Origin of the sequence: Streptomyces sp. NPDC048751, assembly GCF_043198595.1 — a bacterium.
In the GTDB taxonomy this organism is placed as follows: Bacteria; Actinomycetota; Actinomycetes; order Streptomycetales; family Streptomycetaceae; genus Streptomyces.
The window spans coordinates 48,243-61,349 of sequence record NZ_JBICUX010000020.1 but is presented as its reverse complement, the minus strand read 5'-3'; the positions used below and the strand labels follow the sequence as shown (position 1 = coordinate 61,349).

The window sequence follows — 13,107 nt, the reverse complement described above, 5'->3', positions numbered from 1 at the left end:
GTGGGGTCCTCTCCCCGGCGGGGCGGGCACGGCTGCCGCGTGCCCGCCCCGGCCGATGGGTCCTACGGGATCTCGTAGCCGGCGTTGTCGGAGAAGTCCCGGTCGATGGCGCGGGCGGCCTTGGACAGGGCGTCCTTGGGGTCGGCGCCGCCGTAGATCGAGTTCAGGGCCTCGCTGAACTTGGCGGTGACCACGGGGTATCCGGCGGTCACGGGGCGGGTGACGGCCACGCACGACTTGGTGATGTCACGGTCGCCGCACGGCTTGGCGAGCTGCTCGGAGAAGAGCTGGAGCGGGCCGCCCTGCTTGTACAGCTCGCTCGCGGCGAGCGCCGACTTGGTGGCGGGCACCGCGCCGTTGGCCTTCGTCATCGCGGTGACGTTGGTGTCGTCGAGCAGGGTGTCGAGGAAGGCGCCGGCGGCCTTGGCGTTCTTGGTGTTCGCGCCGATGCCCCAGGCCCAGGAGCCCTGGCCGGTCTTGGGGCCGTTGCCGAAGTCCGGCAGGGGCATCACGACGAGGTCCTTGCCGAGCGCCTGGCTGTACGCGGGGTACATCCAGTGGCCGACCCAGCTGAGCGCGACCCGGCCCTTGGTGAAGGCGCCCGCGTCGGTGTTCGGGTCGACGTAGGGCTTCCAGGACTGGAAGGTCTTCAGCGCCGAGACCACGGCCGGGGTGTCGAGGGCGCCGGCCGCCTTGCCGTCCTTGAGCAGGGAACCGCCGGCCGACCAGACGACGGGGGCGAAACCGTAGGTTCCCCACTCGTTGTTGAGGCCGTTGCTCTCCTGGAGGTCGAGGACCTTGCCGTCGGAGTCCTTGGCCTTGAGCGCCTTCAGCGCGGCGTCGAACTCCTTCGCCGTCCAGGCGTCGGACAGGCCCTTCGGGTACTTCACCCCGGCCGCGTCCAGCAGCTTCTTGTTGCCGTACATGCCGAGCCCGGAGTCGAACATGCCCAGGCCGTAGTGCTTGCCGTCGATCTCGCCCTGCGCCTTGATGGCGTCGGTGGCATTGCCCAGGGTCTTGGCGGAGACGTAGGAGTCGATCGGGGCGAGCTTCTTGTTGTAGACGAAGTTCGCCATGGTCGGGCCGTCGAACTCCATCACGTCCGGCAGCTTGGAGGCGTCGGTTGCGGTGATGGTCTTGGTGTAGTCCTTCTCGGGTATCAGCTTCAGCTCGACCTTCACCTTGCTCTGCGAGGAGTTGAAGGACTTCACCGCGTTCTGCAGGGCTGCGGCCTCGCTCTCCTGGCCCTGGTGGGCCCAGACGCTGATGGTGCCCTTGCCGCTGCCCGCCTCGGCCGAGGTGTCGGTGCCACCGCCTCCGCCGCAGGCGGCCAGCGCCGCCAGGGGCAGGGCGAGGGCCAGGCCCGTACAGGCCGCGTGGCGGTGCCTTCTGTGTCCGGCGTTCATCGTGGTCCTCCGTGCGTCGGTGCTGGGGTGAGGGTCGGAACTGCTGAGCGCTCCCCGGCGTGGGGGCGTGGAGCTCGAAGAGGTGAGGGAGTCGGAAGAAGTGAAGGGGTCGGGGTTACTGCGGTCCGCGAGGGCTGGGCGGGGCCGTGGTCTCGCGCAGGACGAGACGGATGGGCATCTGTACGTGCCCGGGCTGGTCGGCGCCCGGTTCGTCGAGCTGTCGCAGCAGCAGCCGGGCGGCCTCGGCGCCCTGGCCGGCGACCGGCTGGGCGACCGTGGTCAGGCCGACGACCTCGGCGAGCTCGTGATCGTCGAACCCGACGACCGACACATCGTCAGGAACCCGGAGCCGGTGGCGCCGCAGGGCGCGCAGCGCGCCCATCGCCATCTCGTCGGACTGCGCGAACACGGCGGTCGGCGGCCGGGACGCGGCGAGCAGTCGGGTCATGGCCTGCTCACCGCCCTCGACGGTGTAACCGCCGTCGGCCTCCAGCGCCGGGTCGTGCGCGATTCCGCTCTCGGCCAGTACGTCCAGATACCCCTGACGTCGCGCTATCGGGGTGGTCCAGTGCAGCGGCCCGCTGGTCCCGGCGATCATCCCGATCCTGCGGTGTCCGAGGTTCACCAGATGCCGTACGGCGCTCTCGGCCCCCGCCCGGTCGTCGATGCCGACCACGGTGAAGCCCTCCCGGGGCCCGCCGACGGTCGTGGCCAGCGGCACGCCGAGCGAGCGCAGCGCGCCCTCCTCGGCCCGGTCGGGGATCAGCAGCGAGAGCACCGCGTCGACCCGCTTGCGTACCGGCAGTTTGGTGAAGAAACGCTTGCGCGCCTCCGGTGAGCCGAGGTTGTACAGCAGCACGTCGTACCCGGCGGCGCTGAAGACCTGTTCGGACGCGTCCAGCACGGTGCCGAAGAACCAGCGCCCGATGTACGGCGCGACCACCCCGATGGTGTAGGTACGCCCGCTGGCCAGGCTGGAGGCCGAACGTGAGGCCGTGTAGCCCAACTCGGCGGCGACGGCGGCGATCTGTGCCCGCACCTCGTCCGAGACACCCGGCTGGCCCCGCAGGGCGCGGGACACGGTGGACGCGGAGACCCCGACGGCGCGGGCGACGTCGGTGATGCTGGCCGTCACGGGACATTCCTCCAGGGCTGTTTCACATCGGTGTGATCTGCGAGTGACGCGACCGTAAACCCGCTCACGTTGTTGCGCAAGCGTTTGCGTTCAGATTTACTTGGGCCGATTCTCAAGTGACTCCTTCGTTATCAATACTCAGCGCACGCGTTTGGGCGCTGCGGAGCCGACAGGACCTGTGCATGCGATACGCCCCGCCCGGCCTCTGCGTGAACGACTTCGCCCTGCTCCGGGACCATGACGGCACCTACGCGGTGCTGCACCTCCAAGGCCCCTGGACGGACGAGTTCGACCACCTGCGGATGGAGACCTCCTACGGCAGGGCCACCTCCACCGACCTGGTCCAGTGGCAGCCGCAGGGAACGGCGTTCGGCACCGGCCTGCCCGGCCGCTTCGACCAGCAGGCCGTGTGGACCATGCACCCCGTCCCGTACGGCGACGGCATGGCGATGTTCTACACGGGCGTGAGCGGTCTGACGGCGGACGGCTGGCCGCTCCAGTCCGTCGGACTCGCCTACTCGGAGCGCACCGACGGCACGGGCTGGCGCCGCCACGGCACCGGTCCGGTCGTCGAGGCGGACGCACGCTGGTACCGCACGGGCGAACGGATGGGCTGGCGCGACCCGTTCGTCGTCCGTGACGACGAGTCGGACGGCTGGTTCATGGCCGTGTGCGCCGCCGACGCCTCCCTGCCCGTCGAGGTCGGTGGCTGCGTGGCCTGGGCCACCTCCGACGACCTGGAGCACTGGACGGTCCACCCGCCGCTCGTCTCACCCGGCGACGTCGACGAGTTGGAGTGCCCGGTCCTGGAACGCCTCGACGACGGCAGCTGGCTGCTGCTCGGCTCCATCGGCGCCACCCGCGGCTTCGAGGCGTGGACCGCGCCCCGCCTGCGCGGCCCCTGGACCCGCCGCGGCCCGCTCGGGCCCACCGGCTCCTACGCGCCCCGCGTCATCGCCGCCCCCGACGGCTCCCGTGTCGTCCTGCACACCACTCCCCGCCGCGTCGGCCTCACCGACTCCGGCGACCGCTGCCGCGGCATGCTGGCCCAGCCGAAGCTCCTGGTCACCTCGCCGGACGAGGCACCCCGCCTGGAGTGGTGGCCCGGCCTGGACACCTGGCTCGGCGAGGAGACCGATCAGCCCGCCCTGCACGCGGTCGGCGACCTCGACATGGCGGGGCCCGTCGAGATCACCCTGCGCACCGACGCCCCCGGCGGCGGCCGGCCCGCCCTGACGGTCGGCTGCGACGGCAAGAACCTCTGGGTGAGCGGCGCCGACGGGGCCCGCATCGGCGAAGCCGTCCTGGCCGAACCGGCGTCCACCCTGCGCGTCCTGACCATCGGTGAGTACGTCGAGGTCTACGCCGACGGGGTTTTCGCCCTGACCACGCTGTGCTACTCCGGCCACCCCGCCCGGTGGACGGCGGTCACCGACGGAGTCGAACGCTCCCTCCCCGTCCGTCCGGTCCGGCTGCCCGACCCCCACCGTGACGACGCCTCGGCCGTCTGGCCCGGACCGTCACCGCGGTGACGCACTCCCCTGCCACAGAGGCGCCCCGGGCCCGGCTGTGACACTGCTGTTGCCGGAACTGTGGGCTCCGCCACAGGTGGGGCGGGCTCGGCGTGTTGGACTCGGTGCTCGACTCGACGATCGACCGATCGTTCACAACCGGGGGGCCGCGACTCGATGTTCTACCTGCTCCTTCTCCTCCTCATCGTCGCGGCCGTCACCGTCTTCGGACTGACCGGGTTCGGCTTCGGACAGCTGGCCCAGGCGGGCGTACGCCACACCGGGGAGGCGACCCTGCTCCGCGCCGTCGCCGCGCTCACCGGTGCCGCCGCCCTCGCCATGTACACCTGGGGGCTGCTCATCGTCACCGGCGCGGTGATGACCGCGGAGGACGGCGGGACGGACTCCTCGCCGCCGCAGTCCTGTCGTACGGCCGGGTGGTGGGAGCGCCACCGGCAGGGCATCGAGATCACCGACTACTCCGTGCACTTCGTCCCCCTCGGGTTCGTCTGCGAGACGAGCGACGGCGGGAGTTACGACAACGGCGACGTCCCGGGGTACGTCAATCCCGCCACCTTCGCGCTGGCGCTGACCTCCGCCGCGGGTGCCGTCGGGGCGCGCCGCCTGCCGGAGCGGGGCGCAGGGGCCGACGGTGGTCGGCCGAAGGGTCAGCCCGACGGCGGTCAGCCCAGCGAGGCCGGCTCCCCCCGGCCGAACAGCGGTGCGTGAGGGACGGAGAATGGGCAGGTCGGGGCGCTGACCCCGGCGGCACCACACAACACGGCGTCACGCATCACGCATCACGGCATCACGCATCACGCATCACGCATCAGTAGGAGGCAGTCATGGCGAAGGTTCCCAGCTCGGTGATCGCCGCGGGCGGGCTCGTCGGCGGGTACGGCGTGGCCCGCTGGACGAAGAAGCGGCAGCTCGGCGGGGTCGTCCTGGCCGCCGCGGGGGCCGCGGCCGCGCAGCAGTGGCGACAGCGGGCCGGCGGGAAGGCCGCGGGCGCGCTGACCACCGCGTACGTCGCCGCGTTCGCCGGGTCCCACCCCCTGGCCAAGAAGGTCGGCGCCTGGCCGTCGGTGCTCGGCGTGGCGGGCGCCGTCGCCCTCGCGTCGTGGGCGGTGGCGGACCGGCGGGCGTGACCTATCCCGTTTCCGTCGCCCGCTCCGACCGGAACGCCCTGCGGTAACCCTGCGGGCTCGTCCCCACCACTCTCCGGAAGCGCTCGCGGAACGCCGTCGGGGAGCCGAAGCCGGTCTGGGTGGCGATGCGTTCGACCGGGTGGGCGGTGGTCTCCAGGAGGTGCTGGGCGCGCCGTACGCGTGCCCGGTGCAGCCATTGCAGGGGCGTCGTGCCGGTCTGTTCGCGGAAGCGGCGGTTGAGGGTGCGGGTGCTCATGCCGGCGTGGGCGGCGATCTCGTCCAGGGTGAGGTCGCGGTCGCAGTGGTCCTCCAGCCAGCCCAGCAGGGGTTCGAGGGTCGCTCCGGCGGGCGCCGGGGGCAGGTCGTGGACGATGAACTGGGACTGGCCGCCCTCCCGTTCCAACGGCATGACCGCCATCCGGGCGGCGTGCGCGGCGACCGCCGAGCCGTGGTCCCTGCGGATCATGTGCAGGCACATGTCCATCGCGGCGGCCGCGCCCGCCGAGGTGAGGAACTGGCCGTTGTCGACGTAGAGGACGTTGGGGTCGACGCTCACCCCGGGGTAGCGGGCCGCCAGGTCGGGCGCGGCGATCCAGTGCGTCGTCGCGCGCAGGCCGTCGAGGAGGCCCGTGGCGGCGAAGAGGAAGGCGCCCACGCAGATGGAGGCGATGCGCGTACCGTTCGCCGCGGCCGCGCGCAGGGCCTCGGTGACGCCCGGCGGCAGCGTGTCGGGCGGGTCCTCGACGCCGGGCAGGACGATCGTGTCGGCCTCCGCGAGCGCCTCCAGGCCGTACGGCGTCCGTACGGTGAAGGTGCCCGCGCTCACCTCACCCTCCGGGGAGCAGACCCGCACCCGGTAGGCCTCGCGGCCGTCGGGCAGCCGGGCCCAGCGGAAGGTGTCGATCGGGGCGGAGAGGTCGAAGGGGATGACGCCGTCGAGCGCCAGGACGGCCACGGTGTGCATGGCGAGAGCGTAGGCGTACGACGGACTCCGGCCAACGGCGCGCCCCCGTTCCGCCGCGCTTCGCGCGCCTGCTGGCGAGAATCCGTCGGCGCCTGGCATTACCGCCGCTTCTCCAAGATCTCCGGCCGTCCTACCGTCGGCCCGTGACCAAGTTCCTCCTCGCCGTCCACGTCCTCGCCGCGATCGTCGCCATCGGTCCCGTCACCGTCGCCGCGAGCATGTTCCCGCCCGCCGCGCGCCGCGCCCTGGCCGCGCCGGACGATCCCCGGGCCACGGAGACCGTGCGGCTCCTGCACCGCATCTGCCGCGTCTACGCCGGAATCGGCATCGCGGTCCCCGTCTTCGGCTTCTTCACGGCGAGCGCGATGGGCGTCATGGGCGACACCTGGCTGATCGTGTCCATCGCCCTGACCGTGCTGGCGGCGCTCGTCCTCGTCGTCCTGGTTCTGCCCGGCCAGGAGCCCCTGGTCGAGGGAGAGGGGACCCGTGAGGCGACCGTGCGACTCGCCATGTTCACCGGTGTGTTCAACCTGCTGTGGGCCACGGTGACGGTCCTGATGATCATCCGGCCGGGGTCCACCACCGGGGCGTGAGATGCCCCAGCACGTTCACCACCTTCCCGTTCGGGGCCCGCACGAAGAAGCGCCGTACGCGCCTTCGACGGGCACCGAACTCGACGGGCCTCGGTCTCGGCGAGCATCGGTCTCGGCGGGCACCGGTCTCGGCGGACCCCAGTTTTCGTTATCCTCGCCCGCCCCGTCCGTCTCCCAGGCATGCACCTGACTCGACCTGGACAGATCAGCCGCCGCGGCATGCTGAAGGCCGCGGGCGTGGCGGCCGGGGCCACCGCCATCGGTGCCGCCGCCGCCCCGTCCGCGTCCGCCGCCGGCTACGCGCACCCCGGCCTGCTGCACACCGGCGACGACCTGGCCCGTATGGCCGCCAAGGTGAAGGCCGGCGCCGCCCCCTACACGGCCGGGTTCGCCAAGCTGACCGCCAACCGGCACGCGCAGAGCGGGTGGACGCCCAATCCGCAGGCGATCGTGTACCGAGGTGCGGGCAGTCCGCAGAACTACGCGATCCTCTACAACGACGTCCACGCGGCCTACCAGAACGCCCTGCGCTTCCACGTCAGCGGCGACACCGCGCACGCCGACACCGCCGTCGCGATCCTCAACGCCTGGTCGGCGAAGCTCACCTCGGTCCAGGGCTCCGCCGACCGGTTCCTCGCGGCCGGGCTGTACGGCTACCAGTTCGCGAACGCCGCCGAACTCGTCCGCGACCACGACGGCTTCGACCTCGCCCGCGCCCAGAAGGTGCTGCGGGACGTCTTCGCCCCGGTCAGCGAGTCCTTCCTCAAGGACCACAACGGCGCCGTCGTCACCAACTACTGGCCCAACTGGGACCTGGCCGCCCTCGCCTGCGTCCTCGCCGTCGGCATCTTCTGCGACGACAGCACCAGGGTCGGCCGGGCCGTGCAGTACTTCAAGCACGGCGCCGGGCTCGGCTCCGTCAAGAACGCGATCCCCGTCGTGCACGACGACGGGCTCGGCGAGTGGCTCGAGGCCGGCCGTGACCAGGGCCACGCGCTGCTCGGCGTGGGCCTCATGGGCACCGTCTGCGAGATGGCCTGGAACCAGGGCATCGACCTCTACGGCTACGACGACAGCCGCTTCCTCAAGGGCGCCCAGTACGTCGCCAAGTGGAGCCTCGGCGGAGCCGTGTCGTACACCGCCAACACGCGCCGGAAGGGCGCGATCGGTGGCTGGTCGGGGACGGAGACCGCCGCCGACGCCGCCGGTGTCGATCCGGCCATGGTCCGCCCCATCTGGGCCATGATCGCCAACCACTACGCCAAGCGCCGTGGCCTGTCGGCGACGTACCTGACCCGTGCCGCCGCCAAGGCCGCGCCCGAGGGCGGCGGCGGGGACTACGGGCCCAACAGCGGCGGCTACGACCAGCTCGGGTTCGGGACGTTGGCGTACACGCGGGACAAGGCGAAGGACCCGTCGGCGGCGCCGCGCCCGGCGGCCTCGGCCTCCGCACCCGCCGCCCCGGGACCGCGGCCGCAGAGCGCGTCCACACCGTCCGCGAGCGCGTCGACTGCCACCGCCGCGGCCACCGGCGCGAAGAACGGTGACCTCGCGGCCACCGGCTCCGCCGACCTCGTCGGCTGGACCGCCGCCACGGGGATCACCGCCCTCGCCGGGGGGCTGCTGTTGCTGCGGCGGCGGGGCAAGGTCCGGGGAGAGTCCCCCCAGTAGACGGCGAGGGGTGCCGCCGAACCCCAGGGGGCACCCCTTGCTTCGTCACACCGCCCCCGGTAGACGGCGAGGGGCGCCCCCACCGCCCAGGGGGCGCCCCTTGCTCAGTCGCACGGCGCTGCGACGCCGCACGCGACGCCCTGCGCCTCGCCCCGTCGCGCCGCTACACCGTCCGGGTCGCTCGCGAGTCCTGCTGGTCGCCCCGCGTCGCCGACTGCGAACCCGACTTGGACTTCGACTTCGACCTCGCCTTGGTCGCCGCCGCCGTCAGCGGCTTGGCGATGTCCTCCAGGGAGCGTCGCTCGGCGTTCACGGCCAGCAGCGCGGCCACCACGCCGGCGACGCACATCAGTGCCGCGCCGATCTGGAAGGCGAGGACCGTGTCGCCGACCTTGCCCGTGCCGGTGAGGTCGGCGAACAGCAGGGGGCCGCTGATGCCGCCGGCGGCGGTGCCGAGGGCGTAGAAGAAGGCGATGGACATCGCGCGGGTCTCCATCGGGAAGACCTCGGAGACGGTCAGGTACGCGCTGGACGCGCCCGCGGAGGCGAAGAACAGCACCGCGCACCAGCAGGCCGTCAGTGTCCCGGCGCTCAGGGAGCCGCGGTCGAACAGCCAGGCCGTGGCGAAGAGCAGCAGGCCGGAGAGGAGGTACGTGGACGAGATCATCACCCGGCGGCCCACCGTGTCGAAGAGCTTGCCGAGCAGCAGCGGGCCGAAGAAGTTGCCGACGGCGATGACGGCGAAGTAGTAGCCGGTGTTGCCGCTCGGCACGTCGAAGAACGTGGTGAGGATCGCGCCGAAGCCGAAGGTGATCGCGTTGTAGAGGAACGCCTGGCCGATGAAGAGGGCGAAGCCGAGGGTGGCCCGCTTGCGGTAGTCGGAGAAGACCGTGCGGGCGATCTCGAGGAACGTGACGCTGCGGCGCTGGTGGATGGTGATCTCGCCCTCGGCGGGCGGCAGCTCCTCGCCCTTCTCCTCCGCCACCCTCCGCTCGATCGAGGACACGATCCGTTCGGCCTCGCCGTCACGGCCGTGGATCATCAGCCAGCGCGGACTCTCGGGGACGTGCCGTCGTACGAGGAGGATCACCAGGGCCAGTACGGCGCCCAGGGCGAACGTCAGCCGCCAGCCCACATTGGCCGCGAAGATGTCCGTGTTCAGCGCGAGGATCGACAGCAGGGAGCCGCCGACCGCGCCCAGCCAGAAGCTGCCGTTGATCATCAGGTCGACGCGGCCGCGGTAATGGGCGGGGATCAGCTCGTCGATGGCGGAGTTGATGGCCGCGTACTCGCCGCCGATGCCGAAGCCGGTGAGGAAGCGGAAGAGCAGGAACCACCAGGTGTCGAAGGAGACCGCGGTCAGGGCGGTGGCCGCGAGGTACACCGCGAGGGTGACCATGAAGAGCTTCTTGCGGCCCCAGATGTCGGTCAGGCGGCCCCAGAAGAGGGCGCCGACGCAGGCACCCGCCACGTAGAGCGCGGCCGCGATGCCGGTGACCTCCCCGGACGTGATCGGCAGTCCGCTGTCGGGTTCCGACAGACGGCTCGCGATGTTGCCGACGACCGTGACTTCCAGGCCGTCGAGGATCCATACGGTGCCGAGTCCGATGACGATCGTCCAGTGCCAGCGGGACCAGGGCAGGCGGTCCAGGCGGGCGGGAATGTTCGTGGTCACGGTACGGCCGGTCGCGGCTTGCGCGGTGGTCATGGGCTCCCTCCCCATCGAGCGAACCCCGGTCGAGTGCCCTGCGGCGGCGGGACTACGCCCCCAGCACCCGCGACACCGTGTAGATCACCAAGCCGGCCAGCGAGCCCACGACCGTGCCGTTGATGCGGATGAACTGCAGGTCGCGGCCGATGTGGGCCTCGATCTTGCGGGTGGTGTGCTGGGCGTCCCACCCGGCGACCGTGTCGGTGATCAGGGAGGTGATTTCCTTGCGGTAGGTCGTCACGACGTGGACGGCGGCGTCCTCGACCCAGCTGTCGACCTTGTTCTGCACCTTGGGTTCGGTGGCCATGCGGGTGCCGAGGGAGAGGAACGAGGCGCGGGCGCGCAGGCGGAGTTCGCTGCGCTCGTCGTCGGCGGCCGACACGATCATGGCCCGTACGGCGGTCCAGGCGGAGGCGATGAGGTCCTGGACCTCGCCGCGGCCGAGCACCTCGCCCTTGAGCCGCTCCACCCGCGCGCGGGTGTCCGTGTCGGACTGCAGGTCGGAGGCGAAGTCGGTGAGGAAGCGGTCGAGGGCGCCGCGGGCGGGGTGGGAGGGCATGTCGCGCATCTCGGCGCAGAAGCGCAGCAGCTCCTTGTAGACGCGCTCGCCGACCTTCTTGTCGACGAAGCGCGGGGTCCAGCCGGGCGCGCCGCCCTGCACGGCGTCCATCACGGAGTCGCCGTGCAGCACCAGCCAGTCGTGCGCGCGGGAGACGATCAGGTCGACGGCGCGCCGGTGGCCGCCGTCGAGGACGATCCCCTCCAGCATCTTGCCGATGCCGGGCCCGATCTCCTTGGCGTTGGCCCGGCGGGTGATCGCCTCACCGACCACGGCCTGGACGTCCGAGTCGCGCAGGACCTTCAGCGCGCCCCTGAGGGCGGTCGACAGCTCCGCGGTCACCCGGTCCGCGTGCTCCGGTTCCGCGAGCCAGGCGCCGAGGCGGCTGCCGATGCCGACGGCGCGCAGCCGCTGTCGTACGACGTCCTCGGAGAGGAAGTTCTCACCGACGAACTCGCCGAGGGAGACGCCCAGCTGGTCCTTCTTGTTCGGGATGATCGCGGTGTGCGGGATGGGCAGGCCGAGCGGGTGACGGAAGAGGGCGGTGACGGCGAACCAGTCGGCGAGCGCGCCGACCATGCCGGCCTCGGCGGCCGCGGCGACGTATCCCGCCCAGGGCCCGGCGCCCTGGTTCCTGGCCCATTCCGCGAGGACGTACACCAGCGCCACCAGGAGCAGCATGCCGGTGGCGGTCAGCTTCATCTGGCGCACACCGCGCCGCTTCTCCTCGTCGGCGGCGCTGAAAACGGTCATCGCGCGGGCGGGCGGCGTCGCCCTGCCCGCTCCCACAGCGTCCGTTTCACCTGGATTCGTACGCTTCATCCGCTCCACCCGTCACGTGTTACCGCACACATTGTCCCTTCCTGCCTTACTCCTGGAACAGATCGAGAGTTCCCTGCGTCTGATAACGGGGGCCCAATGGGGGGTCCTGCTCAATCCTCCCCCTACCTCATGTCGCATCATGAGGTGATCATTTTCGGAGCCCTGGGCTCCCCTCCTCTAGGAGACGCACACCCGCATGACCAAGCGTCACGGTTATGCCCTGCTGTCCGCGATCGTCGCCGCGATCGTGGCCATCTCCGCCGCGATATACGTCGGGGTCGCAGCGGACAACGGCACTGGCGAGGACACTCTCGCCGCACCCCGCACCATCCACAACTCCGCCGCCCCCGCCTCCACAGGCGTCTGGGTCGGCACCTGGGCCGCCTCCCCCGTGGGGGCCGAACCCGGCACCGAGGTGAACGGCCTCGCGGGCCGCTCGGTCCGCAACGTCGTCCACACGAGCGTCGGCGGTACGAGTGCCCGCATCACGCTGTCCAACCTCTACGGCACCCAGCCGCTGACCATCACCCACGCCTCCGTCGCCGTCGCCGCCGTCGACAACAGCGCCGCGGCGGCCGCTGCGACCATGCGGCGCCTCACCTTCAACGGCGGCAACCCCGCGGTCGTCATCCCGGCCGGCGACCAGGTGATCAGCGACGCCGTCGCCGTGCTGATCCCGCGCGACACCGACGTGCTGGTGACGACCTACTCCCCCACGCCGTCCGGCCCGGTGACCTACCACCCGCACGCCCGCCAGCTGTCCTACCTGGCCGAGGGCGACCGTACGGAGGACGCCGACGCGGGCGCGTTCACCGCGCACGCCGAGTACTGGCGCTACCTCACCGCGCTGGACGTGCTGAGCAACGAGTCCGACGGCACGGTCGTCGTCTTCGGCGACTCCATCACCGACGGCGTGACCTCCACGCTCGGCACCAACCGCCGCTGGCCCGACGTCCTCGCGGACCGGCTGCGCTCGGCGGTCGAGCAGCGGGAGGACGCGCCGCGCTACAGCGTCGTCAACGAGGGCATCAGCGGCAACCAGGTCCTCGCCGACGGACGGGGGCGACCGGCCGAGAACCCCAGCGGTCTGAAGCGCTTCAGCCGCGACGTCCTCGCCCGGACCAACGTCAAGGTCGTCGTCATCGACCTCGGCGTCAACGACATCCTGCGCAACCCGCGTCTCGCCGACCCCGACCGGATCCTCACCGGCCTGCGTCACCTGGTCGGCCAGGCTCACGCCCGCGGCATCAAGGTCGTCGGCGCGACCCTCATGCCCTTCCAGGGCCACCGCGGCTACACCCCGGCCCGCGAGGCCGTCCGCCAGGAGATCAACGCCGAGATCCGCTCCGGCGACGTCTTCGACGCGGTCGCCGACTTCGACAAGGCGCTCCGCGACCCCTACGACCCCCGCCGCTTCCGCCCCGAGTACGACTCGGGCGACCACCTCCACCCCAGCGACAGGGGCTACGCCCGGATGGCGGAGGTCTTCAACCTGACCGCGCTGAAGGGGGCGGCTCCGGCGGAGCTGTAGGGCACGGCGCCGATGCCGACAGTGGGCGGCGGCCTGCTACGAGCGATCCCCAGCGA

Annotated in this window: 11 protein-coding genes; 6 read left to right on the top strand and 5 right to left on the bottom strand. The window is 71.7% G+C overall.

Annotated features, from left to right (window positions below):
* Positions 1 to 62: 62 nt before the first annotated feature.
* Positions 63 to 1,406 carry an ABC transporter substrate-binding protein gene (locus ACGFNV_RS41130; RefSeq protein WP_393630058.1) on the bottom strand — a complete coding sequence of 448 codons (1,344 nt, stop codon included), beginning with the start codon at positions 1,404 to 1,406 and terminating at the stop codon, positions 63 to 65.
* Positions 1,407 to 1,521: 115 nt separating this feature from the next.
* Complete coding sequence (locus ACGFNV_RS41125; protein ID WP_393630056.1) at positions 1,522 to 2,541, bottom strand: LacI family DNA-binding transcriptional regulator; 1,020 nt, start codon at positions 2,539 to 2,541, stop codon at positions 1,522 to 1,524.
* A 182-nt stretch (positions 2,542 to 2,723) separates the two neighbouring features.
* On the opposite strand from ACGFNV_RS41125, the gene ACGFNV_RS41120 reads away from it, so the two are divergent.
* From ACGFNV_RS41120 to ACGFNV_RS41110, 3 genes are all read left to right on the top strand, one after another.
* Positions 2,724 to 4,073 carry a mucin-1 gene (locus ACGFNV_RS41120; RefSeq protein WP_393630054.1) on the top strand — a complete coding sequence of 450 codons (1,350 nt, stop codon included), beginning with the start codon at positions 2,724 to 2,726 and terminating at the stop codon, positions 4,071 to 4,073.
* Between the two features lie 156 nt (positions 4,074 to 4,229).
* Complete coding sequence (locus ACGFNV_RS41115; RefSeq protein WP_393630052.1) at positions 4,230 to 4,781, top strand: hypothetical protein; 552 nt, start codon at positions 4,230 to 4,232, stop codon at positions 4,779 to 4,781.
* A 116-nt stretch (positions 4,782 to 4,897) separates the two neighbouring features.
* Positions 4,898 to 5,200 carry a hypothetical protein gene (locus tag ACGFNV_RS41110; protein ID WP_393630051.1) on the top strand — a complete coding sequence of 101 codons (303 nt, stop codon included), beginning with the start codon at positions 4,898 to 4,900 and terminating at the stop codon, positions 5,198 to 5,200.
* Position 5,201: 1 nt separating this feature from the next.
* Here ACGFNV_RS41110 and ACGFNV_RS41105 read toward each other — a convergent pair whose 3' ends face one another.
* Positions 5,202 to 6,164 carry a GlxA family transcriptional regulator gene (locus ACGFNV_RS41105; protein WP_393630049.1) on the bottom strand — a complete coding sequence of 321 codons (963 nt, stop codon included), beginning with the start codon at positions 6,162 to 6,164 and terminating at the stop codon, positions 5,202 to 5,204.
* 143 nt (positions 6,165 to 6,307) lie between these two features.
* Here ACGFNV_RS41105 and ACGFNV_RS41100 point away from each other — a divergent pair, with 143 nt between their 5' ends.
* A complete protein-coding gene (locus ACGFNV_RS41100) occupies positions 6,308 to 6,757 on the top strand; it encodes a hypothetical protein (RefSeq protein WP_393630047.1) in 450 nt (149 codons plus the stop codon).
* A gap of 219 nt (positions 6,758 to 6,976) precedes the next feature.
* Entirely contained in the window at positions 6,977 to 8,428 is a 1,452-nt protein-coding gene (locus ACGFNV_RS41095) for an alginate lyase family protein (protein ID WP_393630045.1), read from the top strand.
* Positions 8,429 to 8,591: 163 nt separating this feature from the next.
* On the opposite strand, the gene ACGFNV_RS41090 is transcribed toward ACGFNV_RS41095, so the two are convergent.
* Together ACGFNV_RS41090 and ACGFNV_RS41085 are read right to left on the bottom strand one after the other, a co-directional pair.
* Complete coding sequence (locus ACGFNV_RS41090; protein ID WP_393630044.1) at positions 8,592 to 10,136, bottom strand: MFS transporter; 1,545 nt, start codon at positions 10,134 to 10,136, stop codon at positions 8,592 to 8,594.
* A 52-nt stretch (positions 10,137 to 10,188) separates the two neighbouring features.
* Positions 10,189 to 11,520 carry a DUF445 domain-containing protein gene (locus ACGFNV_RS41085; RefSeq protein WP_393630042.1) on the bottom strand — a complete coding sequence of 444 codons (1,332 nt, stop codon included), beginning with the start codon at positions 11,518 to 11,520 and terminating at the stop codon, positions 10,189 to 10,191.
* Between the two features lie 196 nt (positions 11,521 to 11,716).
* Here ACGFNV_RS41085 and ACGFNV_RS41080 point away from each other — a divergent pair, with 196 nt between their 5' ends.
* Entirely contained in the window at positions 11,717 to 13,051 is a 1,335-nt protein-coding gene (locus tag ACGFNV_RS41080) for an SGNH/GDSL hydrolase family protein (protein WP_393630040.1), read from the top strand.
* Positions 13,052 to 13,107 lie beyond the last annotated feature (56 nt).

What these genes read in the sequence shown, in the direction of transcription:
- ACGFNV_RS41095 (WP_393630045.1), top strand. Translation starts at nt 6,977, where the DNA reads ATGCTGAAGGCCGCGGGCGTGGCGGCCGGGGCCACCGCCATCGGTGCC.
- ACGFNV_RS41110 (WP_393630051.1), top strand. Translation starts at nt 4,898, where the DNA reads ATGGCGAAGGTTCCCAGCTCGGTGATCGCCGCGGGCGGGCTCGTCGGC.
- ACGFNV_RS41120 (WP_393630054.1), top strand. Translation starts at nt 2,724, where the DNA reads ATGCGATACGCCCCGCCCGGCCTCTGCGTGAACGACTTCGCCCTGCTC.
- ACGFNV_RS41130 (WP_393630058.1), bottom strand. Translation starts at nt 1,406, where the DNA reads ATGAACGCCGGACACAGAAGGCACCGCCACGCGGCCTGTACGGGCCTG.
- ACGFNV_RS41080 (WP_393630040.1), top strand. Translation starts at nt 11,717, where the DNA reads ATGACCAAGCGTCACGGTTATGCCCTGCTGTCCGCGATCGTCGCCGCG.
- ACGFNV_RS41105 (WP_393630049.1), bottom strand. Translation starts at nt 6,164, where the DNA reads ATGCACACCGTGGCCGTCCTGGCGCTCGACGGCGTCATCCCCTTCGAC.
- ACGFNV_RS41115 (WP_393630052.1), top strand. Translation starts at nt 4,230, where the DNA reads ATGTTCTACCTGCTCCTTCTCCTCCTCATCGTCGCGGCCGTCACCGTC.
- ACGFNV_RS41085 (WP_393630042.1), bottom strand. Translation starts at nt 11,520, where the DNA reads ATGAAGCGTACGAATCCAGGTGAAACGGACGCTGTGGGAGCGGGCAGG.
- ACGFNV_RS41090 (WP_393630044.1), bottom strand. Translation starts at nt 10,136, where the DNA reads ATGACCACCGCGCAAGCCGCGACCGGCCGTACCGTGACCACGAACATT.